Source organism: Paraburkholderia caribensis, from assembly GCF_002902945.1.
Taxonomy (GTDB): Bacteria; Pseudomonadota; Gammaproteobacteria; order Burkholderiales; family Burkholderiaceae; genus Paraburkholderia; species Paraburkholderia caribensis.
In genome coordinates, this window is record NZ_CP026101.1 from 3,295,526 (window position 1) to 3,319,474 (window position 23,949).

Genomic DNA, 23,949 nt, shown 5'->3' on the forward strand with positions numbered 1-23,949 from the left:
CCAGGAAATACTTCCCGAAAACTTCCCGCGCCGGTATTACCCGGATCGGGTGCGAAGGGTCTCTCTCAGCCTCGCTGCAGCGACTGCCAGCGCACGAAGCACCCCTGTTTCGTCCGGACCATTAGACCATAAAAGCTGCGCGCGCCGCAAACCCGGGCAGACCTCAATCGGCCGCGGCTGATTTTGGCGAGGTTCCCTGTTGCTCTGGCACAATGGCACGCGTCAATGCGGACGGAATGCCGCGCCAGTGCAAGGCCTTTGTCGGGTTTGCGCGGCTGCGCCGAGGCGAGGTGAAACGTCCGCTTAAGTTCAGATTAAGTCGGTGCCGGAACAATCGCAGCCGGGCCATCAACCCGGCGGGATGCGACAGCAGCACCAAGCCGCTGCGCAATGCGTCCCGTCGCCGCCCGGCTGACCGTATGAAAGGATGCTTATGATCGACAACTCGAAAAATCCGGCGGACATCACCGCGTGGGGCCTCATCAAGCCCTACTGGGTGTCCGAGGATCGATGGAAAGCGCGGGGCCTGCTCGCGCTCGTCATCGCGATGAATATGACGATGGTCGCGGCCAACGTCTGGTTCAACAGCTGGCAGCGCACGTTCTTCGACGCGATCCAGCAGTACAACTATCCCGTCTTCAAATATTCGCTGCTGCAGTTCACGGTCATTGCGCTCGCGCTGATCCTGCTCGGCTCGTACCGGACCTACTTCCGGCAAATGCTCGAATTCCGCTGGCGGCAGTGGCTCACCAACCGCTATCTGAACGACTGGCTGGGTGATCGCGCGTACTACCGGATCGAGCGCGACAATCTCGCCGACAACCCCGACCAGCGGGTTTCGGCCGACCTGCAAGGGTTGGCCAGCGCTTCGCTGAATCTGTCGCTCGGCCTGCTGTCGACCACGGTCACGCTGTTCTCGTTCATCGTGATCCTGTGGAATCTGTCGGGCGCGTTCGCGTTCCACATGTTCGGCACGGAGTTTTCGATTCCGGGTTACATGGTGTGGGCGGCGCTGATCTACGCGGCCGTCGGCTCGTGGGTCACGCATAAGGTCAACCATCCGCTGGTGTCGATCAACTACCAGCAACAGCGTGTGGAAGCCGACTTCCGTTTCTCGCTGATCCGCATCCGCGAAAACGCCGATCAGATCGCGCTGTATCAGGGCGAGCGCTCGGAAGAGCAGCAGCTCAAGGGCGTGTTCTCGCACATCCGCGAAAACTGGCGCCTCATCATGCGCTTCACGCGGCGCTTCAATATCGTCGTCATCAGTTACTCGCAGCTGGCTATCGTCTTTCCGTACATCGCGGCGGCGCCGAAATACTTTTCGAAGAGCATCTCGTTCGGCATGTACCAGCAGGTGACGGGCGCGTTCGGCACGGTCAGCGATTCATTCTCCTGGTTCATCAACAATTACGATTCACTCGCCGAGTGGCGCGCCACCGTCAACCGTCTGCGGGAATTCCATCGCGTGATGCGCTCGCAGCATCTGCATGAGTCGGTCGTCGAAGGCACCGCGCACGGCGGCATCAACGTGCACGTCACGGATACCGATTCGATCGAAGTAACGAATCTCCGTCTGCAGCGTCCCAACGGCGAGCCGATGGCGAACGTCGGCTCGTTCACCATCGCGCCGAAAACGCGCTGGCTGGTGCGCGGGCCTTCGGGCGCGGGCAAGAGCACCTTGATGCGCACGCTCGCGGGCCTGTGGCCATTCGGCGAAGGCACGATCGAAAAGCCCGCGGATGCAAAGCTGCTGTTCATCCCTCAACGCAGCTATCTGCCCATCGGCACGCTGAAGGCGGCGCTCTGTTATCCGTCGGAGGCTTCCGCCTATTCGGACGAAGCGTGCCGCGACGTGCTCACGGTGTGCCGCTTGCCTGAACTAGCGGAGCGCCTCGGCGAATCGGCGCATTGGGAACGCTCGCTGTCGCCGGGCGAGCAGCAACGTCTTGCCGCAGCGCGCGCGTTGCTGCAACAGCCTGACTTCCTGTTCCTCGACGAAGCGACGAGCGCGCTCGATCCCGAGAACGAAAGCATCATCTACAACGCGCTGATCGAGCGTCTGCCGAACGCGGCGATTGTCAGCGTCGCGCATCGCAAGACGCTCGAAGCGTTCCACGACCATACGCTGTTCATCGAGCGCGCGGTCGAGCGCGAGGCCGCGTGAGCGACGCGTCGTTCGAGAGCGTCGTGCTGGTGACGGGCGCGGGCTCCGGCATCGGCGCCGCGCTCGCCCGGCGCATCGCCGCGCCGCGCGTCGCGCTGATGCTGCACGCGCGCGGCGCGGACGATGCATCGCGTGCGCGGCTCGATCAGGTCGCGGCGACCTGCGCGGCGAGCGGCGCGACGTGCGCAACGGTGCTTGCCGATCTCGCCGAACGCGGCGCGTCCGAACATGCCGTTCATCAGACGCTCGCGCGTTTTGGCGCGCTCGACCAGATCGTGGCCAACGCGGGACACGCCCAGCGTCAAACCATCGGCACGCTGGATTTCGATGCGCTCGCGGAGTCGTTCGCGGCGATGCCCGCTGCGTTCGCCGCGCTCGTCAAACGGGCGGCGCCTGCGCTCGAAACATCGAAACGCGGGCGCGTCGTGGCCGTGAGTTCGTTCGTCGCGCATCGCTATCGCGCGGACTCGGCGTTTGCGGGCACGGCTGCCGCGAAAGCCGCGCTCGAGTCGCTGGCAAAAACGGCGGCCGCCGAACTTGCGCAGCACGGGGTCACGGTGAATTGCGTCGCGCCGGGTTATACGCGCAAGGATCGCGGACCGAGCGCGGAGAATGCGCCCGCGTGGGCGCGCGCGGCGGAGGCGACGCCGCTCGGGCAGGTCGCCGAACCCGACGACGTTGCCGCGCTGATCGCCTTTCTGCTTTCCGACTCCGCGCGCCACATCACGGGTCAGGTGATTCATGTCGATGGCGGGCTGACGCTCGGTTGAGCGGCGCGCGAGTCTTACGCACTCGCAGCCGGCGCAACATCCTGAAAGACTCTCGAACAGTTCGAAAGCACTTTCGAAGCGCATGCGCTGTTCCGTGCTTTGCGCGCGGGCATTTCCAGCGACGATTGCATCGTGGGCCAAACGCTCCCCTGGCGCAGCCCGCGACGCAATTTCAACGTCACTGGAAATACCTGCCATGTCATTCGACCGCCGCCTCCCCTCGCTTTCCCGTTTGTCTCTTCGTCTCACGCAGGCCGGCCGCGACGCCGCGCTGACGGCCACGGCCGCGCTGCTGTTTGCGACGGCTGCGAACGCCGCGCAGATCACGCCTGTGAAGCAGGCCGAGCCCGCCGACGTCTGCCCTGCGCTGTCGCACATCGTGTCGTCCGCCGACTTCAAGAAGCTGCGCGACGAGCCTGCCGCGACGCTGCCGGGCGTCGATCCGATCGACGACTGCCGCGCCAACGCGCATTCGTACGACTGCCGCTGGCGCGCGCACTGGGAAGCCGACGGCTTCGTTAACGATCCGCTCGAAGAAATCGGCGCGGATATCGCTGCGTGCTTCCCGAACGTCGTGCACGACATCAACACGCCGACGCGCCAGCACTTCATCGTGAAGACGGCCGATCGCCGCGTGAGCGTCACGGCGAGCGTGCAAGGCCAGAACGAACTGCGTCTGCGCATTGCGCGCTGAGCGTTCCTGACACGGCCCGACGTTATCTCACTCAGTCTGCTCGCGAGCGCATCGTGATCGTCACTTCATTCGCGCATGTTTTGCGGTTCTTGCTCGCGGCGTGTTGTTTGATGTCGCTGGGCGGTTGCGCGTGGACGCTGATCACGGCCGCCGATGCGACGGGTTCCGTGATTCAGGCGGGCTACGCGATCGCGTCGAATTATTCGTCGCCGACGTTCATCAACGGACGGCGCGCGAAGATCAGCGCGGTTTGCATCGAGGTGAACCAGCTGGTTTCGGTTGGCGACTTCGTGCCTGCGTTGCAGCTTGCGCTCGATAAGCGCGGGATTCGCTCGGATGTGTATAACCCGGGGACGTCGCCGGCCGGGTGCGAGGCGCGGCTCGTGTACAACGCGTCTGTCGACTACGGGCGCCGCTCGTTCAGTGACGAACCGACTCAGTATCTTTCCATGATCGATCTCACGCTGATTCAGCATGGGCGGATTCTTGTCACCGCGCGGTATCAGACGGGTGGGCTTGGGGTTGATCGGTATTCGAGTGCTTCGGTCAAGCTTGATGGGTTGATCGGTAAGATGGTCGTCGATCAGATCGCTGAGTTGCAGCCTGAAAGTATTCAGACTTCTTCTATTGGGAAGTGATGCTGTGTAGCGTTTTGGTTTGCTTTGCTTTGCTTTGCTTTGCGATGGCAACGCCGCGTGGTGTGCTTGTCCTTACCTTGGCATCCGCGATTCGTTAGCTCGCCTCAAGCGTCGCCCCTGTGCGGGGCGGCACCTACTTTTCTTTGCCGCCGCAAAGAAAAGTAGGCAAAAGAAAGCGGCTCACACCGCCAGCGCTAGTACTTGCCTGAGGGCCCCCAAAGGTTCTTACGCTTCACACGGCAACCACGTGACCTGTGCTCGTTGCCAACGCTCTGAATGAGCGCCTCACCCGCTTCACGCCCCCGTTTTTCAGGACGCCGCGCCAGACAGTCTACCGCCGCCCAGGTGGCAAACTGTGTGTCGGCTTTCGCGCCATACGCGCACCACTCCGGACCGATAGCGCATGCGTCCCACCCTGTAAGAGCGCCAGGCCATACGACGCGACAACCTACACACAGTTTGCCACCTGGGCGGCACATACCATTCGCTGCCGCTGGCTCATGTACGGGTGTTTGAAGCGGGTGAGGCGTTCATTCGAAGCGCTGGCAACGGGCACCAGTCAGAGCGTTGCCGAGTGAAGTGTGGGGCCGTTGGGGGCCCGTGGACAAAGGTCAAGGGCTGGCGGTGTGAGCCGCTTTCTTTTGCCTACTTTTCTTTGCGGCGGCAAAGAAAAGTAGGTGCCGCCCCGCACAGGGGCGACGCTTGAAGCGAGCTAACGAATCGCGGATGCCAGCGAAAAAACCAAAACACCGAACGGCGACGCCTGAAGCGAGCTAACAAATTGCGGATGCCAGCACAAAGCCCAAAACACCAAAACAGACCGCACGGCAACGCCACCCCAAAAAAATCAAACCGCGCCTGCCCGCGCAGCAAAAAGCCAAAAACCAAAAACCAAAAAGCAAAAACCAAACCTCTTACGCATGAAAGATTTCGAAAGCACCCCCAGCTTCCGCGCGAAGCGCACCCCAACTACTATCGCCAGGATGAACTCATCCATTATGGTCGTCGACGACGACCCCGTCGTCCGCGACATCGTGCGCGACTATCTGCAAGGCCGTGGCTTCACGGTATCCGTGCTCGAGAACGGCATGGCGCTGCAACAGGCACTGCAGCACGAACGTCCCGCACTCGTCGTGCTCGACATCATGATGCCCGAGCTGGACGGTATCAGCGCACTACGCGCGCTGCGCCTCGCAGGCGACAACATCCCCGTGATCCTGCTGACCGCGCGCGCGGATGTGATCGACCGTGTGATCGGTCTCGAACTGGGTGCGGACGACTATCTCGGCAAACCCTTCGACCCGAGCGAACTCGTCGCGCGTATCCGCAGCGTGCTGCGCCGACGCGAAAGCGCGGCGCCGAGCGCGCCCGAAAATCGCGCGCCCTATCGCTTCGGCCGCTTCGAAGTGAATTTTCCCGCGCGCGAACTGCGCCGCGACGGCGAACGCATCGCCCTGCGCTCCAGCGAATTCGCCATGCTCAAAGTGTTCGTCTCGCACGCGATGACCGTGCTCACACGCGCGCAACTGCTCGAAAAACTCCACGGCGGCACCGATACGCACCGCAATCGCAGCCTCGATGTGTCGATCTGGCGCTTGCGCCGGCTGATCGAAGTCGATCCGTCCGAGCCGCGCTACGTGCAGACCGTGTGGGGCAAAGGCTATGTGTTCGTGCCGGATGGCGAGATCGGAGCAGCGGAACGTTACGACGCCCCCGTCGCGAATCTCTGACGCTCCGCGGCGCCGCGCTTCACGCACAGATCGGCATGCGCCGGCAGCTTGCGCGCGAACTCGAGAACCACCGCGCGACCCGCGCCGCCCGCGCAAAGCATCAGAACGTCAATACGCTCATGAACATGCGCTGCAGCCACCCAAGCGTCGTCGAATCGGCAAGCATGCCCTGCCCCGCCTGCTCGATACGCGCATTCGCTACCTTGCTCGACGCAACGTAGTTCCCCGACTCGATATCCTTCGGGTTCACGATGCCCGACAGACGCAGCCGGTCCCGGTTGCCGCCCATCGAAATCAGCTTCTCGCCCGACACGACCAGGTTGCCAGTCGGCATCGTGCCGATCACCGTGACGGCCAGCGTCCCCGTCATGCCGCTCGTGTCGGCAATCGAGCCCTGACCCTTGAAGGTCGTGCTCGCCGAGCCGATATTGAACAGCCGCGCCAGACGCGCCGCCGTTCCCGTCGATTTGTCGGCGGCTTCGGCCGTGATGTCGCTCGCGCGGCTCGCCTGCGCATTCGTGCTGTTCGAGCCGGTGTACGACTCGGACAAACGGATCGTCAGCACGTCGCCGATGTGCTGCGCGCGCGGCGTCTCGTACAGCAGAATCCCCGTGCCCGCCTGGAAGATCGCGCCCTGCGTGTTCACGTTGAGCGGCGCAGTCGACAGCGGCGGCAGCATCGGCGTGTCGACAATCGAATCTTTCGTGCTGCCGCAACCGGCGAGCGCGTAGAAGACGGCGGCGCTCGTCAGCACGGCGGCCGCGCGTGGCATGTGCATGGCGTTCATGGTGTGTCGTGCCTTTGCGTGTGTTTAAGCAACGAAGCCAATCGAAATCTCCCGTCAACCCGCGTCGGGACTGCTCGCCTGCCATTGCCGCACCACCGACTTCATATACGCGTCCGGGTCCTTCAACAGGTAGATGAGCGTCGCGTTGTGCGTCGCGGGCAACAGGCACAACGTGATCGAACTCACGTCGTTTTCCCAGATGTAGACAGGCAACTGGCCAGCCGTCGGCGAGCTGACCTGCGTCGCGGTGCGCGGCGCACCGTAGCGGTCCTCGAATGCGTCGCGCAGATCGTCGGCTGTGATCTCGTCGATAACGAACGAAATCTCGTACAGCCGGAAACCGCTCTGCCCATCGACGCGCACGAAGCGCAGCACATGCTCGTCAGCAGGCGCGCCGTCGACGACGGCACGCGATACTTCCCAACCGTCCGCCACGCGATGCGCCCATTGGCACGCGATCGTCAGGCTCTGCGACGTCTTCAGCCGCATACCGAGCGAACCCGCGACGTTGTCCGTCTCGCACACGGGCACGCTGCCGAGCGGCGTCGCGCGCACCCGCGAGACAGCGCGAAACTCGTCGAGCGTGATGCCGAGCGGAATGCCGCGAAACGCGAACGGCTTGTCGGCGGCGCGCTTTTTCGCGCCGATCGCCGACATGCGCAGCGCGGCCGCCTGTTGCGGCGGCAACATGTTCTGCGCGCTCGCCGCGAACGGCATCAGCGCACAGCACATGGCCACGGCGCATGCGGTCAGCGCGCGCCCGATCGAAGTGAGTTGCATGGCTCGCCTCGCGTAACTGGTGGCAGCAGCTCAGTCGATGGCTGCGGCACAGGCGTCGAACGGCGTCGCGGCCACATGGCCGACGACGGGCAGTATCTTCAGCGTCGCCGAAGTCAGCCGGCACGGCAGCGCCGCGACGGCGCAACCGTCGAGCGGCAGCACCGCCGCGCCCACGGCCGACCACATCGCCAGACGCGTAGCAGCGCGTCTTACGTGCGTGTAAAAGCGTGATCTCGGCACGGCGAACTCCGGCACGTCAGGCCGTCGTGTTGACGTGATTGCCGACCATGCCGACGGGCGAGCCGGACGTTTGCGCCGCGCCCGCCTTGTCGCCCGTCTTGTCGCCCGTCGCCGTCGCGGCGGCCGTCGTGGACGCGCCGCGCGCCGACGGCTTTTCAGCGGCGGAGGGTCGGGCGATGCTTTGCAGTTGCGTGGTGAAATGGTTGTTCTGAACAGTCATGGCAAACCTCGTGAAGTGCGAGAGTCTTCGGGATCGCCGTGCGCCCGTTCGCGAAAGCATCGCTGAGTCCGGCGCACACGGCAGCGTGTGGCATAGCGAATGATCCCGTCTGCCTCGTTGTCACGATGGCTCAAGCAACGCACGTATTTCCGAGGTGCTTACGACCGCTTGCGAATGCACGCGAAATCTTTCCAATCGCGCAACATGCAGGGTCTTTGCTCAACATCCGCAATGCGTACGTAAGCGAAATATTGCGGACTGCAACGCGCCCGGCGGACCGCTGCGCCCCGCCCTGCAAGACAGGCTCGATAAGCCGTGCGCCGCACGCGCGCTCGCCGAGAGTTTGAGTAAGTGTTGGTAAGGAAAGCTTCAACCGCCGACAAGCCCTGCCGGACTAGAATTTCGGTATGAATCCACAGGTCCTCATCGTCGACGACGATCCCGTCGTGCGCGATCTGCTTTGCCGCTTCCTGCAATCGAATGGCTACGATGCATCCGTGCTGCACGACGGCACGCATCTGCAACGGCGTCTCGAACGGGAGCGGCCTTCCGTCGTCGTGCTCGACATCATGATGCCGAACACCGACGGCCTGCGCGCGCTCACCGCGTTGCGCGCCGCCGGCGACGACATTCCCGTGATCTTCGTGACGGCGCGCGGCACGGTGGCCGATCGCATCATCGGGCTGTCGCTGGGCGCCGACGACTATCTGACGAAGCCTTTCGATCCGCGCGAACTGCTCGCACGCATCCAGACCGTGTTGCGCCGTCGCGGCCCGGCGACGACGAGCGCGCCGGAAGCACGCAAGCGTTATCGCTTCGGCCCATTCGAACTCGATTTCGCGACCCGCACGCTGTCGCGCGATGACACGCGCGTGACGCTGCGCGACAGCGAATTCGCGCTGCTGAAAATCTTCGTCAACAATCCGTACAAGGTGCTGTCGCGCGTGCTGATTCACGATCTCGTGCATCGCGACGACCTGCCGTTCCGCGATCGCAGTCTGGATGTGCCCATCTGGCGTCTGCGCCGCGTAATCGAAAACGATCCGTCGAATCCGTGCTACGTGCAGACGGTGCGCGGCAAGGGCTATGTGTTCGTCCCCGACGCGGACCCCAACGGCGCGCCCTTCGCCGCCGATCCCGCGTGATGCTCGCGTGACCCGCATCAGGAATCCGCTGAATACGCTGTTCGGCAGGATGGCGCTGTTGTCGTCGGCGGTGCTGTTTGCAATTCAGGCTGGCTGGTTCGTGCTGGTCGTGATGCAGCCGCCGCATCACGAGGTGGACGGCTACGCGCGCGGCATTCTGCTCGCGTTGCAGGCGGCGAACGGCGAGCCCGTCAATGGCGCCGACGTCGCGCCTGCGCTGCGCGTGCATCTCGTGCCGACCTGGAACATGCCGGCCACCGTCCATCTTGAGCCGCCCACGCGCAGGCCGTTCGTCGAACTCACGCGTCATTTGCGCGCGAGCCTGCCCGTCGGCACCGAGATCGCCGTGGACGACACGCATATGCCGCGTCTGTGGGTGCGCTTTCCGCGCAAGTCGATGTGGGTCGTGATACCCGTCGACGTGCCGCCGCGCCCGCGCTTCGTGATCGAATCCATTTCGATGCTGCTTGCCGCGCTGCTGCTGTCGCTGCTCGCCGTCTGGCAAATGCAGCGGCCGCTCACGCGCGTCGCGCATGCGGCACGCGCGTTCGGCGCGGGCAGCCGGCCCGAGCCCGTCTCCGAACAGGGCCCGCGCGAACTACGCGATCTGATCGGCTCGTTCAACGACATGATGCGGCGCCTGAACGAAGCGGGCGACGATCAGGCGGTGATGCTCGCGGGCGTCGCGCACGATCTGAAAGCGCCGCTCACGCGTCTGAAGCTTCGCGCCAGCGTGCTCGCCGACGAGAACGAACGCGCGGGACTGATCCGCGACGTCGATTCGCTGACGAATATCGTGCAGCAGTTCCTGGAATTCGCGGGGCAGTCGGCGGAATCGGGACCGATGACGGAAGTGGACGCTTTCCTGCGCGAGCAGTTTTCTTCCACAGACGGCAATGAAGGCGATGAAGCGGACTCTGGCGACGAGGCCGAAGCACCGCTTTTCAGGCTCGATCTGCAGGCCGGTTCGCGCTTCACGCTGCCGCGCACGCTGCTCGACCGGCTCGTCACCAATCTCGTCGACAACGCGTTCGAACACGGCGCGCCGCCCGTCGAAATCGCGACGTCGCGCGACGAACAGCAATGGCTCATCGACGTCCGCGATCACGGGCCGGGCATTCCTGAAGACCGCATCGCTGCCGCGATGAAGCCGTTCGTGCGGCTGGATGCGGCGCGCGGCGGCGAAGGACATTGCGGGTTGGGCCTCGCGATCGTCGTGCGCCTTGCGCATCATCGCGGCGGCAAGTGCACGGTGGAGAATCACCCGGAAGGCGGACTGCATGTGCGCGTCGCGCTGCCTGTCGCCATGCCGGAAGCGTGAGGCGATTGCGGGCCATGAATAGCGGCTGGCGCACGCTGGACACGTTACGCACATTACGCGCGCGCCGTTTGCGCTTACCTTGCCTTACGGTCGCGCCATTTCACCGCGCTACGGGCCTATAGTGCACTCCGGCGTCCTCGGCGCCTCCCTGTTCGGTCCGTCCCGCTGCCACCTGGGACGGGCCGTTTTTTCTTTGTGCGACGGAAAAATCAGAGAACGAGGCGCTCGCGCAAGGTATCGACGGTCGATTGCGTGAGGCCGAGCCCGCGCGTGAGATAGCCCGACATCGTGCCGTAGCTGGATTGCACCTGGTCGAAGGAGGCCTGCAAAAAGCTGCTCTGCACGCTAGCGAGCGGCTTTTCCGCACTCGCGGCCAGATCGCCGCTCTGCTGGCGGCGTGCTTCGACGCGCGCCGAAATCGCATTCGCCATATACGTGTTCGACAGCAGATAGTCCTGCATGATGATGTCGAACGGCACGTTGGCGATGCTCAGCAGGAGCGCCGCGGCCCAACCCGCGCGATCCTTGCCCGCGCTCGAATGAATCAGCTGTGGACCGGCCGTGCTGGCGAGTTGCGAAAGCAGCGAGCCGAATGCCGCGCGCTGCACGGCATCCGTCACGTAGAGCCGCTGTGCGCGCTCCATCGACGACACCGCGCTCGCCTCGTTATCCAGCATGGGTGTGATGACGTCCTCGCGTCCGGTGACGTTGATCTTCACGTACGCCGCGTTGGCGGGCAGCGCGTCGGATGCGCGCTCGATCTCGCCGGGCGTACGCAGATCGCAGACAGCCGCGATGCCGAGCGAATCGAGCACGGCTGCATCGGCGGCGCTTTGCGTCAGCGCATTCGAGCGGTAGAACGCGTTGCGGCGCACCACGCGGCCGTCGACGGTCGGATAGCCGGCCGCCGTCCCGCCCACATCACGAAAGTTTTCCAGCGACGCGAGACGCGGCGTCGGCGCCTGATCCGAGCCCGCGTTGTTGCCGCCGCACGCCGTCAGCAGCGTGCTGCCCATACCGGAGAGCAGCAGCGCACCCGCCGTGCTTTTCAGGAAGCGGCGGCGCGACGCGCGTTGCGCTCGCGCGTGCGAAGGCGCCGGCACAGTCGGCAAGGCGTAGAGATCGTGCGCAGCGGCGAGCGAAATGTCCGCTTTCGCAGAGGAAGTCATCGTTGTGTCTACAAGGTGCGGCGCGAGTGCCACGCGCGGATGCGAAAGACGCACGCGGGTCACGTGCAGGTTTGACGAACCGATCGACAGTGTAATTAACCGCATGGGCCGATCACTTACGGCGTCGACGTGCAGTGTAATGGACGAAAACAGCTCAAGGGTTACACAGTAGCAATCAGTAAGGAATCGCAATGTAAGCGCATGCGCCGCCATTCCCGCCACGTGAAATGTCGGCGCGCTATTTTTGCCGCGCATTGGCCGCAATCGAGGCGGACCGTAGAATACAAGCCACCTGCGGCACGCCGGACGAACATCAGAATCACAACAGCAACCCACGTACACGGGATCACAGGAGAGGGGATGGCGTCATTTCAGTGGTTTACCGAGTTGTCGACGCGCGAAAGGCGCACGCTCTACGCAGGGTTCGGCGGCTATGCCGTCGACGCGTTCGACTTCATGATCTACTCGTTCCTGATCCCGACGCTGATCGCGACGTGGGGCATGTCGAAAAGCGAAGCGGGGATGATCGCGACGAGTTCGCTGATCTCGTCGGCGATAGGCGGCTGGCTCGCGGGCATACTCGCCGACCGCTACGGGCGCATCCGCGTGCTGCAATGGACGATCGCGACCTTCGCCCTGTTCACCTGCCTGTCGGGCTTCACGCACAACTTCTGGCAACTGCTGACGACGCGCACGCTGCAAGGCATCGGCTTCGGCGGCGAGTGGTCGGTGGTGACGATCATGATGGCGGAGACGATACGCTCGCCGCAGCATCGCGCGAAAGCCGTCGGCACCGTGCAGAGCAGCTGGTCGTTCGGCTGGGGCGCGGCGGCGATTCTCTACTGGGCGTTCTTTGCGTTGCTGCCCGAGGAATACGCGTGGCGCGCATGCTTCTGGATCGGCATCGTGCCCGCGCTGTGGATCATCTATATCCGCCGCAACGTCAGCGATCCCGACATCTATCTCGCCACACGCCGCGCGCGCGACAACGGCTTCGACACCTCGCATTTCCTGCAGATTTTCTCCGCCGCGCACCTGAAGACGACGATCCTCGGCAGCGCGCTATGCAGCGGCATGCTGGGCGGCTACTACGCGATCACGACCTGGCTGCCCACTTATCTGAAGACGGTGCGCCATCTGTCCGTGTTCAACACCAGCGGCTATCTGGTCGTGCTGATCGTCGGTTCGTTCATTGGGTATATCGTCGGCGCGATTCTCTCCGACCGGATCGGACGGCGCGCGTCGTTCGTGCTGTTCGCGATCGGCTCGTTCGTGCTCGGCATGATCTACACGATGCTCCCCATCACCGATGGCGCGATGCTGTTGCTCGGTTTTCCGCTCGGCATCGTCGTGCAGGGAATATTCGCGGGCGTTGGTGCGTATCTATCTGAGCTGTATCCCAATGCGATCCGCGGCTCGGGACAAGGTTTCTGCTATAACCTCGGGCGCGGTGTCGGCTCGTTCTTTCCGATTCTGGTCGGCACGCTGTCGCAGACGATGACGCTCGTGAAGGCGATCGGCATCGTCGCGGGCTCGGGCTATCTGCTGGTCGTCGTCGCGGCGCTGGCGCTGCCCGAAACGAAGGGCAAATCGCTTGCGGCCGAAAGCGCGGAATCGGCGGAACACGTGTAATACCATCCATGCGAACGATCGTTCTCGGCGGCGGCATCATCGGTGTCGCCACCGCTTTCTACCTGCGCGAGCGCGGCTGCGACGTCACCGTGATCGAGCGTGAATCCGACGTCGCGCTGGCGACGAGCTTCGGCAACGCGGGCGTGATCGCGCCCGGCTACGTGACGCCCTGGGCCGCGCCCGGCATGCCGTTCAAGATCCTGAAGTATCTGTTCAAGCCCGCCTCGCCGCTGATCTTCCGGCCGACGTTCGATCTCGCGCAATGGCGCTGGATCGCGCGATGGCTGCGCGAATGCGACCTTGCGCGCTTTCGCGTCAACAAGCAGCGGATGCAGCGTATCGCGTACTACAGCCGCGAATGCCTGCGCGAGTTTCGCGGGCATCATCCGTTCGAATACGGACGCAGCCAGGGCTATCTGCAACTTTTTCGCACGGCGTTCGACGTCGAACTCGCACAACCCGCGCTCGCCGTGCTGCGCGACGCAGGCATCAGCCATCGCGAAGTGAGCGCGGCCGAATGCGCCGAGATCGAGCCGGGACTGCGCTGGGCGCGTCAGGCGCCGTTGAGCGGCCTCTATCTGCCCGACGACGAAGCGGGCGACTGCGCGCGCTTCACGCGGGAATTGCGCGCGATCTGCGAGGCGCATGGTGTGCGCTTTCGTTTCGATACGCGCGTGACGGCACTCGACGTGCGTGGCCGCTCGGTGCATGGCGTGCATGTCGAGAGCGCGGCGGGCAGCGAGACGCTGGTGGCGAACGCCGTCGTCGTGGCGGCGGGCGTCGATAGCGCGGATCTGCTTGCGCCGCTTGGCGTGAAAGTGCCGCTATATCCCGTGAAGGGGTACTCGGCGACGCTGCAGATCGTCGACGATGAAAAGTCGCCGCGCGCCGCATTGATGGACGAATCGTTGAAGACGGCGATCACGCGTTTCGGGCCGAATCTGCGCGTCGCGGGTACGGCGGAGCTCGGCAACCGGCAGACGACCTTGCGTGAGCAGGCGCTGCAGACGCTGATGAAAGTGCTCGATGACTGGTTCCCGCATGCGACGGCGCCCTCTTCCGCGCAGTTCTGGGTTGGACGCCGTCCGATGACGCCCGACGGTGCGCCGTTGCTCGGGCCGTCCGGCATTGACGGGTTGTGGATCAATCTTGGACATGGCTCGACAGGCTGGGCGATGTCGCTGGGATCGGGGCGGGTGGTCGCGGATCTGATTACGCAGCGCGAGCCGGAGATCGATCTGGATGGGTTGACGTTGGGGCGGTATCGCGGTTCCTGATGCTTGTTCGATGTTTTGCGTCTGGTTTGCGTTGAGCGTCATCCGTAGACGACAGGCACGCTTGCCAGCGATCGATACCGAGCCCCGGTGCGAGCCAGCGTGCTCGAATAGAGCGTCAACGAGTCGAAGCACGCGATGAGTTCGTGTTGCAGGTCCATTGCGGGGCCGACTGCCGCCGCGTCCTGGCGGTAGCGCGCGAGCGTGACGTGCGGGCGGAATGTGCGGGCATCGACGGGCAGGCCAAGCGCGATCATCGACGAGCGCACACGCCAGTCCAGCGCGACGAATTCATCGGACATGGCCAGTGTTGCGACTGTCAGGCGCGGGTGCGAGGCGCGGGGCCAATGTTCGATTTTTGTTATTGGCGTGCGCTTGAGTGACACTGTCTCGTGCGTTAGTGATTCGATCAGCGGTGCGGCTTTTTCTTGTGGCAGTACGCCGATGAACGTTACGGTCAGGTGCAATTGTTCGTAGGGGACGCGTCGCGCAGTCGTGGGGATGTCGATGGACGATAGCGCGTCGCGGGTCGCTGTGTCGGGGACTAGCGCTATGAAGCAACGCTGGTAGTCGTGAGGATTGGTTGTTGCTTCGAGGTTGGGGTCTGAGGCAGACCCGGCGCTTTCTTTTTGGTCTGGGTGCGGATCGGTGCGTTGCATTGGGTGGCTCCTGGCGTGTTCCCGCTCAATCACACTTTATGCCTGTTCGATCGTGGTGTGGTTTGGTTTTCGGTTTTCGGTTTTCGGTGGCGCCTTCGCGGCGCCGGGCGGTTTGGTTGTTGTGGCTTTTTCGCTGGCGTCCGCGATGCGTTAGCTCGCTTCACGCGTCGCCGTTTGGTGGTTTGGCCTTTGCGCTGGCATCCGCGAATTGTTAGCTCGCTTCACGCGTCGCCCCTGTGCGGGGCGACACCTACTTTTCTTTGCCGCCGCGTAACTATTCAGCGGTAACCAGAGGTGAAACGACGAATCCGGCAAAGCCTAACGCCAGCGCGTTGATCAGCGAACGGTTCTGCTTGCGTAAGGTGGCAAGGTAGGAGCGGATCGTGCAGAACGCCTCCATGCCCGATTCCGAGCGGAAGCACCCGGAAATCTTCTGTTTGAGTTTGGGCATGCGGATATCGCGTTCGGCCTGATTGTTGTCGAACGGTACGCGGTGATCGGCAATGAAGCGCCACACCTCATCGGCATACTTGTGAAGCCGTGTGAGCAGGTTGCAGGTAAAGCTTTGCCTGATCCTGCCGCGACGTTCCTGGCGCAAGGGCTCACGCGCCTGCTGTGGATTGAGCTTGCGCGCCCGGGCGATCAGGGCGCGGCTGCGCCGTGTGTAATAGCGTTGGCGCGCCGGGCTCAGCATGTTGTTTCCTGAAGCCCGACTGAGTTCGACCTCGCGCTTTGCCTGGCGAAGCAGGTCAATCATCTGCTGTGCCCAGGGTTGCTGCGTGGACTCCAGGACGAACACCAGTTCACGCAGATGATGGGCATTGCACAGCGCATGCTCACACTCATAGCCGGCATACGGCCGCCAGCCGTCATGGACCGCGACTCCCGTAAAGCCGGGGAGAATGCCGAAGCTGTCCAGCGCCTGACTGCCGCGCTTGCTGTGCGCGCCATACCAGCTCAACGCGTGCGTCGAGGCGACATGCAGCCAGTGGGACTCACGCCCCACGCGCATGCAGCTCTCATCGAAATGCACGACGGGTTGCCCGCGTAGCGCCTGCTGGATCTGATCAACGCACGGCGCCAGTAACTGCGCGGCCTGATCAATACTGTGCTGGACGGTTCCCGTACTCACATGCAAACCGAACAGGTCTTCCAGCGCCTGGGCGGTGCGCGCAACCGGCAACTGCTGGTATTGCGTCAGATAGACGGCTGCGGCGCGAATCTGGGGGCCGTACTGAACCGCCTGGCTCACGCCCTTGGGAAATGCCCCCGAATGCTGCTTGCCGCAGCAGCGGCACTGTGCGATCTGCACGCGATGTTCAGTCACCTCAAAGCGCGTGGGCGGCAGATCAATCACCTGGCGGCCTTCGGGCAACACGGCCACGCTGGCTGCCGCGATGCGGTTGCCACATTTATCGCATACCCGCGCCACCGGGTGAATCTCGATGTGATCGGCTTGCGCGACGCGTTTGAGCGTCTTGCCTTTGTGCCCCGGTTGGGCGCCCGGCCTGGCGTCGCTCGTGTTACGCAATGACTTTGGCTTGCGCTTCGGACCATCGCTTGACGGCGGCTTGCTGGAGTTATGACTGTTCTTCTCAAGCTTTGCCTCGAGCTCGTTCAGACGCCTCACCAGATCAATGATAAGTGCGTCCTTCTGCTCCGGTGTCAGCTCCTTGATGTCGGGCATCTTCGTCATGCCCCTCACTATGCACATCCTGGTAGCAGTTTACAAGCGCTGAATAGTTACGCCGCCGCAAAGAAAAGTAGGCAAAAGAAAGCGGCTCACACCGCCAGCCCATGTTCTTATCCACGGGCCCCCAACGTCCCCACACTTCACACGCCAGCGCCCCTGTTCGTGTGCGTTGCCAACGCATCGAACTGGCGCCTCACCCGCTTCAGACTCCCACACAAAGGCCAGCGTCAGCGAATGGTATGGGCCGCCCAGGTGGCAAACTGTGTGTAGGTTGTCGCGTCGTATAGGGTGGCGTTCTTACAGGGTGGGGCGCGCGCGCTATCGGTCCGAAGTGAAGCGTGTGGAGCACAAGGAGCCGACACACAGTTTGCCACCTGGGCGGCGGTGCACTGTCTGGCGTGGCGTGCTGTGACGAGGGTATATGGAGTGGGTGAGGCGTACAGAGAGGTCGTTGGCAACGCACGCGAACAGGTGCGTTGCCGTGTGAAGCGCGGGGACGTTGGGGGCCCGTGGGCAAACGTCAAAGGCTGGCGGTGTGAGCCGCTTTCTTTTGCCTACTTTTCTTTGCGGCGGCAAAGAAAAGTAGGTGCCGCCCCGCACAGGGGCGACGCTTGAAGCGAGATAACGCACCGCGGATGCCAGCGCACGCGGATGCCAGCGCAAAACCCAAGCAAACCGCCCAGCGTCGCAGACAAACAAAAACTACCTCGGCAATTCAGAATGCCCCATCAGATAAGCATCAACTGACCGCGCACACTGCCGCCCTTCGCGAATCGCCCACACCACGAGCGACTGCCCGCGGCGCATATCCCCGGCCGTGAACACCTTCTCGACCGACGTGTAATAAGCCTTATCGCCTTCGGTAGAAGCACGCACATTCCCACGCGCATCCTTATCGACGCCGAAGGCCTCCAGCACAGGCGAAACAGGTTGCGTAAAGCCCATCGCCAGCAACACGAGATCAGCCTTCATTTCGAACTGAGAATCGGGCACTTCGACCATCTTGCCGTCCTTCCATTCGACACGCGCCGCGATCAGCTTCTCGACCTTGCCGTTCTTGCCTTCAAAACGCTTCGTAGCAACCGCCCAATCCCGCTCGCAACCTTCCTCATGCGACGACGACGTGCGCAGCTTGACCGGCCAGTACGGCCACACGAGCGGCTTGTTTTCCTCTTCCGGCGGCTGCGGCAGCAGTTCGAACTGCGTGACACCCTTCGCGCCATGACGGTTCGACGTGCCAACGCAATCCGAACCCGTATCGCCACCGCCGATCACGACGACATGCTTGCCCTTCGCAAGCAACTGGTCCGCAACCTTGTCGCCCGCGTTGACCTTGTTCTGCTGCGGCAAAAATTCCATCGCGTAATGAATGCCCGCAAGCTCACGGCCCGGCACAGGCAAATCACGCGGCGTCTCGGAGCCGCCCGTCAGGATCACGGCATCGAACTGATCCTTCAGTTCTTCCGGCGTGATGGTTTCCTTCGCCGTGTTGCCGATGTGCGCCGGAAGCGGGTCCTTACCGACGAACACGTTCGCGCGGAACGTCACGCCTTCCGCCTCCATCTGGCGCATGCGACGGTCGATCAGCCACTTCTCCAGCTTGAAGTCGGGGATGCCGTAACGCAGCAGCCCGCCAACGCGGTCGTTCTTCTCAAACACCGTGACGTCATGACCGACGCGCGCGAGTTGCTGCGCAGCCGCCAGACCCGCCGGGCCCGAACCGACGACGGCAACCTTCTTGCCCGTCTTGTGCTTCGGAGGTTGCGGCGCAACCCAGCCTTCGGCCCACGCCTTGTCGATGATTGCGTGCTCGATCGACTTGATGCCGACCGGGTCGTCGTTGATGCCGAGCGTGCACGCCGCTTCGCACGGCGCCGGGCAGATGCGGCCCGTGAACTCGGGGAAGTTGTTCGTCGAATGCAGGACGTCGATCGCGTTCTTCCAGTCCTGGCGGAATACCAGGTCGTTGAAGTCCGGGATGATGTTGTTCACCGGACAGCCGTTGTTGCAGAACGGGATGCCGCAGTCCATGCAACGCGCGCCCTGAATCTTGGCTTCGTCGTCGGTCAATGCCGAGACGAATTCCTTGTAGTGCTTCACACGCGTGAGGGGTGCTTCGTACGCCTCGTGGCGGCGCTCGAACTCGAGAAAACCGGTTGCCTTGCCCATGTGGTTCTCTATGTCTATCTAATCGGTGAGGGGATCGGCGCCCGCTGCGTGTTGCAGCGGGCGCGCTTCGTTATGTCGTCAGGGGTTGGGGCGGGAAACGATCAGGCCGCGAGTACTTCCTTGGCTGCCTTCTTCGCGCCCATTTCGCCCAGCGCGCGCTTGTATTCCGTCGGGAACACCTTCACGAACTGACGGCGCGACGCATCCCAGTTTTCGAGCAGCGCCTTCGCGCGCGGCGAACCGGTGAACTGGAAGTGACGTTCGATGAGCCCCTTGAGCAGCGCTTCGTCGGTCTGGCCCATGTGCCACAGCGCCTTGTCGACCGTGCGTTCCTGTTCGGCCTGTTGCAGCACCGGCTCCAGCGCGACCATCGACTTGTTGCACTTGGCCGCGAACGTACCGTCGACGTCGTACACGTAGGCGAGGCCGCCCGACATGCCCGCCGCGAAGTTACGGCCCGTTTCGCCGAGCACGACGACCGTGCCGCCCGTCATGTATTCGCAACCGTGGTCGCCCGTGCCTTCGACGACCGCCGTCGCGCCCGAGTTACGCACGCAAAAGCGCTCGCCCGCAACACCACGGAAGAACGATTCGCCTTCGATCGCGCCGTACATCACCGTGTTGCCGCAGATGATGTTTTCTTCGGACTTGCCGCGGAAATCATTGGTGGGACGGATGATGATGCGCCCGCCCGACAGACCCTTGCCGACATAGTCGTTGCCGTCGCCGACCAGATCCAGCGTGATGCCCTTCGCGAGGAACGCGCCGAAGCTCTGGCCCGCCGTGCCCTTCAACTGGATGTGGATCGCGTCGTCGGGCAGACCATCGTGGCCGTACTTCTTCGCGATCGTGCCGGACAGCATCGCGCCGACCGTACGGTTCACGTTGCGCACCGGCTGGATGAACGACACGTGTTCGCCCTTCTCGATGGCCGCCTTCGCCTTCTCGATCAGCGTGTGATCGAGCGCGCGGTCGAGGCCGTGATCCTGCGAATCGACGTGCATGCGCGCGACGCTCGCCGGAACGTCCGGCTGATAGAACACGCGCGAGAAGTCGAGACCCTTCGCCTTCCAGTGCTCGATGCCCTTCTTCATATCGAGGTATTCGCTGTGGCCGATCAGGTCGTCGAACTTGCGCACGCCCAGTTGCGCCATGATTTCGCGCACTTCTTCCGCGATGAAGAAGAAGAAGTTCACGACGTGTTCCGGCTGGCCCTGGAATTTCGCGCGCAGCACGGGGTCTTGCGTCGCGACGCCGACCGGGCACGTGTTCAGGTGGCACTTGCGCATCATGATGCAGCCTTCGACGACCAGCGGCGCCGTCGCGAAGCCGAATTCGTCCGCGCCGAGCAGCGCGCCGATCACGACGTCGCGGCCCGTTTTCATCTGGCCGTCGGCCTGCACGCGGATACGGCCGCGCAACTGGTTCAGCACCAGCGTCTGCTGCGTTTCAGCGAGGCCCAGTTCCCACGGCGTGCCGGCGTGCTTCACCGACGACAGCGGCGATGCGCCCGTGCCGCCATCATGACCGGCGATCACGACGTGATCGGCCTTCGCCTTCGCGACACCCGCAGCGACCGTGCCGACGCCCACTTCCGACACCAGCTTCACCGAGATGCTCGCCGCCGGGTTGGCATTCTTCAGATCGTGGATCAGCTGAGCCAGGTCTTCGATCGAATAGATGTCGTGGTGCGGCGGCGGCGAGATCAGGCCGACGCCCGGCACCGAGTAACGCAGCTTGCCGATGTACTCGGACACCTTGTGACCCGGCAACTGGCCGCCTTCGCCCGGCTTCGCGCCCTGCGCCATCTTGATCTGGATCTGGTCGGCGGAAGCGAGATATTCCGCCGTCACGCCGAAGCGGCCCGACGCGACCTGCTTGATCTTGGAGCGCAGCGAATCGCCTTCCTTCAGCGGGATGTCGGTCACGACTTCATCGCCGAGGATGGACTTCATCGTGTCGCCATTCTTGATCGGAATGCCGCGCAGTTCGTTGCGATAGCGGTTTTCATCTTCGCCGCCCTCACCCGTGTTCGACTTGCCGCCGATACGGTTCATCGCCACAGCCAGCGTGGCGTGCGCTTCCGTCGAGATCGAGCCGAGCGACATCGCGCCCGTTGCAAAGCGCTTGACGATTTCCTTCGCCGATTCCACTTCGTCCAGCGGAATCGCCTTCGACGGATCGACCTTGAACTCGAACAGGCCACGGAACGTCATATGACGCTTCGTCTGGTCGTTGATCAGGTGCGCGTATTCCTTGTACGTCTGATACGAGTTGCTGCGCGCCGAGTGCTGCAGCTTGGCGATCGCATCTGGCGTCCACATGTGGTCTTCGCCGCGCACGCGGTAGGCGTACTCGCCACCCGCGTCGAGCATGTTGGCGAGAACCGGGTTGTCGCCGAACGCGTCGCGGTGCAGACGGATCGCTTCTTCCGCCACTTCGAACAGGCCAATGCCGCCGACCTTCGACGCCGTGCCCTTGAAGTACTTGTTCACGAGATCTTCAGCGAGACCGACTGCTTCGAAAATCTGCGCGCCCGTGTACGACATGTACGTCGAGATACCCATCTTCGACATGACCTTGTGCAGGCCCTTGCCGATTGCCTTCGTGAAGTTGTAGACCGCCTTTTCCGCCGACAGGTCGCCCTTCATGCCCGCGGCCATCTGCGCGAGCGTTTCCATTGCCAGGTACGGGTGAACGGCTTCCGCGCCGAAGCCCGCGAGCAGCGCGAAATGGTGCGTCTCGCGCGCCGAGCCCGTTTCGACGACGAGGCCCGTGCTCGTGCGCAGACCTTGCTGCACGAGGTGCGAATGGATCGCGGACGTAGCCAGCAGCGCCGGAATCGCGACGTTGTCGCGGTCGGTCTTGCGGTCCGACACGATGAGCATGTTGTAGCCGGACTTGACGGCATCCACGGCTTCCGCGCACAGCGATGCCAGGCGCGCTTCGATGCCTTCCTTGCCCCAGCTCACGGGGTAGCAGATGTTCAGTTCGTACGAGCTGAACTTGCCGCCCGTGTATTGATCGATCGCGCGGATCTTCGCGATGTCCTTGAAGTCGAGCACAGGCTGCGACACTTCGAGGCGCATCGGCGGGTTGATGTTGTTCGTGTCCAGCAGGTTCGGCTTCGGGCCGACGAACGACACCAGCGACATCACCATGTTTTCACGGATCGGGTCGATGGGCGGGTTCGTGACCTGCGCGAACAGCTGCTTGAAGTAGTGATAGAGCGTCTTGTTCTTGTTGGACATGACGGCCAGCGGCGAGTCGTTGCCCATCGAGCCAACGGCTTCTTCGCCTGCCTGCGCCATCGGCGCCATCAGGAACTTGAGGTCTTCCTGCGTGTAGCCGAACGCCTGCTGGCGATCGAGCAGCGCAGCCGCTTCGCGGCGCTCCGTGACGACGTCTTCCGCGTTCGGCTCGATTTCGTCGAGCTTGATGCGCACGGCGTCGATCCAGCTCTTGTACGGCTTGGCGTTCGCGAGGTTGTCCTTCAGTTCCTTGTCGTCGATGATGCGGCCGTGCTCCATGTCGATCAGGAACATCTTGCCCGGCTGCAGACGCCACTTCTTGACGATCTTCGACTCCGGAATGGGCAGCGTGCCCGCCTCCGACGCCATGATCACGAGGTCGTCGTCCGTGACGATGTAGCGCGCCGGACGCAGGCCGTTACGGTCGAGCGTCGCGCCGATCTGGCGGCCGTCGGTGAACGCGATGGCAGCGGGGCCGTCCCACGGTTCCATCATCGCGGCGTGGTATTCGTAGAACGCGCGGCGGTTGTCGTCCATCAGCGTGTGCTGTTCCCATGCTTCGGGAATCATCATCATCACTGCGTGGACCAGCGGGTAGCCGGCCATCACGAGCAGTTCGAGACAGTTGTCGAACGACGCCGTGTCCGATTGGCCCGGATAGATCAGCGGCCACAGCTTCGGCAGGTCGTCGCCGAGCACGTGCGAGGCGATCGCGCCCGTACGCGCGTTCAGCCAGTTGACGTTGCCCTTCACCGTGTTGATTTCGCCGTTGTGGGCGATCATGCGGTACGGGTGAGCCAGCTCCCACGCCGGGAACGTGTTGGTCGAGAAACGCTGGTGCACGAGCGCGAGCGCCGACACGACGCGCTCGTCCTGCAGGTCGCGGTAGTACACGCCGACCTGGCCTGCCAGCAGCAGCCCCTTGTAGACGACCGTGCGCGCGGACATGGACGGCACGAAGTATTCCTTGCCGTGCTTCAGCTTGAGCGCCTGAATGCGGTGGCTCGCCGTCTTGCGGATCACGTACAGCTTCCGCTCCAGCGCGTCCGTCACCATGATGTCCTTGCCGCGGCCGATGAAAATCTGGCGGATCAGCGGCTCGCTCGCCTTCACGGTCGGCGAAATGGGCATGGTGTGGTCCGCGGGCACGTCGCGCCAGCCGAGCACGACCTGGCCTTCGGCCTTCACCGTGCGCTCCAGTTCCTGTTCGCAGGCGAGACGCGATGCGTGTTCCTTCGGCAGGAAGATCATGCCCACGCCGTATTCGCCCTCGGGCGGCAGCGTCACGCCCTGCTTCGCCATCTCCTCGCGGTAGAACGAGTCCGGAATCTGGATCAGGATGCCCGCGCCGTCGCCCATCAGCGGGTCGGCGCCGACGGCGCCCCGGTGATCGAGGTTTTCGAGGATCTTCAGGCCCTGCTGGATGATTTCGTGGCTTTTCTTGCCCTTGATATGCGCAACAAAGCCGACGCCGCATGCGTCGTGCTCGTTTGCGGGGTCGTAAAGACCTTGCGCGGCGGGAACCGTGGAAAGCGGCTGCTGATGGTCGTTCATGGGGACACCGTCTGTCAGGGGCCGTGGGGCCGTTGAACCATTTTGTTTTTGCCCGC

General features: G+C 63.4%; 18 protein-coding genes and 1 riboswitch. Of the genes, 9 read left to right on the forward strand and 9 right to left on the reverse strand.

The window, feature by feature from the left end; all coding sequences use genetic code 11:
* Window positions 1-5 precede the first annotated feature (5 nt).
* A riboswitch (TPP riboswitch) is annotated at window positions 6-116 on the reverse strand.
* Window positions 117-433: 317 nt separating this feature from the next.
* The 5 genes from C2L66_RS14640 to C2L66_RS14660 all read left to right on the forward strand — a co-directional run bounded on the left by C2L66_RS14640 (window position 434) and on the right by C2L66_RS14660 (window position 5,999).
* Window positions 434-2,167: an ABC transporter ATP-binding protein/permease gene (locus C2L66_RS14640; protein WP_060599609.1), complete on the forward strand. Its 1,734-nt coding sequence runs from the start codon at window positions 434-436 to the stop codon at window positions 2,165-2,167.
* Window positions 2,164-2,937, forward strand: coding sequence for an SDR family NAD(P)-dependent oxidoreductase (locus C2L66_RS14645; RefSeq protein WP_060599608.1), 774 nt, complete (start codon window positions 2,164-2,166; stop codon window positions 2,935-2,937). The genes C2L66_RS14640 and C2L66_RS14645 overlap by 4 nt, the downstream gene beginning before the upstream one ends.
* A gap of 196 nt (window positions 2,938-3,133) precedes the next feature.
* A complete protein-coding gene (locus C2L66_RS14650) occupies window positions 3,134-3,631 on the forward strand; it encodes a hypothetical protein (RefSeq protein WP_060599607.1) in 498 nt (165 codons plus the stop codon).
* A 110-nt stretch (window positions 3,632-3,741) separates the two neighbouring features.
* Entirely contained in the window at window positions 3,742-4,269 is a 528-nt protein-coding gene (locus C2L66_RS14655) for a hypothetical protein (protein WP_224100698.1), read from the forward strand.
* A 983-nt stretch (window positions 4,270-5,252) separates the two neighbouring features.
* Window positions 5,253-5,999, forward strand: a complete 747-nt coding sequence (locus C2L66_RS14660; RefSeq protein WP_009771308.1) for a response regulator — start codon at window positions 5,253-5,255, stop codon at window positions 5,997-5,999.
* 100 nt (window positions 6,000-6,099) lie between these two features.
* Here C2L66_RS14660 and C2L66_RS14665 read toward each other — a convergent pair whose 3' ends face one another.
* From C2L66_RS14665 to C2L66_RS14680, 4 genes are all read right to left on the reverse strand, one after another.
* Window positions 6,100-6,777 (reverse strand): flagellar basal body L-ring protein FlgH, encoded by a 678-nt coding sequence (locus C2L66_RS14665; RefSeq protein ID WP_405083842.1) that lies wholly within the window; start codon window positions 6,775-6,777, stop codon window positions 6,100-6,102.
* A gap of 63 nt (window positions 6,778-6,840) precedes the next feature.
* Window positions 6,841-7,566 carry a hypothetical protein gene (locus tag C2L66_RS14670; protein WP_060599605.1) on the reverse strand — a complete coding sequence of 242 codons (726 nt, stop codon included), beginning with the start codon at window positions 7,564-7,566 and terminating at the stop codon, window positions 6,841-6,843.
* 30 nt (window positions 7,567-7,596) lie between these two features.
* Window positions 7,597-7,806 (reverse strand): DUF6726 family protein, encoded by a 210-nt coding sequence (locus tag C2L66_RS14675; RefSeq protein WP_060602442.1) that lies wholly within the window; start codon window positions 7,804-7,806, stop codon window positions 7,597-7,599.
* A 16-nt stretch (window positions 7,807-7,822) separates the two neighbouring features.
* Window positions 7,823-8,026, reverse strand: coding sequence for a hypothetical protein (locus tag C2L66_RS14680; protein WP_054929134.1), 204 nt, complete (start codon window positions 8,024-8,026; stop codon window positions 7,823-7,825).
* Between the two features lie 407 nt (window positions 8,027-8,433).
* On the opposite strand from C2L66_RS14680, the gene C2L66_RS14685 reads away from it, so the two are divergent.
* On the forward strand, window positions 8,434-9,171 hold the full coding sequence (locus tag C2L66_RS14685) for a response regulator (RefSeq protein ID WP_054929135.1): 738 nt from the start codon (window positions 8,434-8,436) through the stop codon (window positions 9,169-9,171).
* 16 nt (window positions 9,172-9,187) lie between these two features.
* Window positions 9,188-10,492 carry an ATP-binding protein gene (locus C2L66_RS14690; protein WP_060602439.1) on the forward strand — a complete coding sequence of 435 codons (1,305 nt, stop codon included), beginning with the start codon at window positions 9,188-9,190 and terminating at the stop codon, window positions 10,490-10,492.
* 209 nt (window positions 10,493-10,701) lie between these two features.
* Here the strand turns inward: C2L66_RS14690 and C2L66_RS14695 are convergent, their stop codons facing one another.
* On the reverse strand, window positions 10,702-11,661 hold the full coding sequence (locus C2L66_RS14695; protein WP_060602436.1) for a tyrosine-protein phosphatase: 960 nt from the start codon (window positions 11,659-11,661) through the stop codon (window positions 10,702-10,704).
* Window positions 11,662-12,021: 360 nt separating this feature from the next.
* Between C2L66_RS14695 and C2L66_RS14700 the strand changes: the two genes are divergently transcribed.
* Together C2L66_RS14700 and C2L66_RS14705 are read left to right on the forward strand one after the other, a co-directional pair.
* On the forward strand, window positions 12,022-13,293 hold the full coding sequence (locus C2L66_RS14700; protein ID WP_060599604.1) for an MFS transporter: 1,272 nt from the start codon (window positions 12,022-12,024) through the stop codon (window positions 13,291-13,293).
* Between the two features lie 8 nt (window positions 13,294-13,301).
* A complete protein-coding gene (locus C2L66_RS14705) occupies window positions 13,302-14,570 on the forward strand; it encodes a D-amino acid dehydrogenase (RefSeq protein ID WP_054929137.1) in 1,269 nt (422 codons plus the stop codon).
* Window positions 14,571-14,608: 38 nt separating this feature from the next.
* On the opposite strand, the gene thpR is transcribed toward C2L66_RS14705, so the two are convergent.
* The 4 genes from thpR to C2L66_RS14725 form a co-directional block, all read right to left on the reverse strand.
* The gene (gene thpR, locus C2L66_RS14710; protein ID WP_060599603.1) at window positions 14,609-15,226 is read right to left on the reverse strand and encodes an RNA 2',3'-cyclic phosphodiesterase; all 618 of its coding nucleotides are present in this window, start codon (window positions 15,224-15,226) and stop codon (window positions 14,609-14,611) included.
* Window positions 15,227-15,500: 274 nt separating this feature from the next.
* Window positions 15,501-16,922 carry an IS66 family transposase gene (gene tnpC, locus C2L66_RS14715; RefSeq protein WP_060599602.1) on the reverse strand — a complete coding sequence of 474 codons (1,422 nt, stop codon included), beginning with the start codon at window positions 16,920-16,922 and terminating at the stop codon, window positions 15,501-15,503.
* 699 nt (window positions 16,923-17,621) lie between these two features.
* Window positions 17,622-19,088: a glutamate synthase subunit beta gene (locus C2L66_RS14720; RefSeq protein ID WP_060599601.1), complete on the reverse strand. Its 1,467-nt coding sequence runs from the start codon at window positions 19,086-19,088 to the stop codon at window positions 17,622-17,624.
* A 101-nt stretch (window positions 19,089-19,189) separates the two neighbouring features.
* Window positions 19,190-23,893, reverse strand: a complete 4,704-nt coding sequence (locus tag C2L66_RS14725; protein ID WP_054929142.1) for a glutamate synthase-related protein — start codon at window positions 23,891-23,893, stop codon at window positions 19,190-19,192.
* Between the last annotated feature and the right edge of the window lie 56 nt (window positions 23,894-23,949).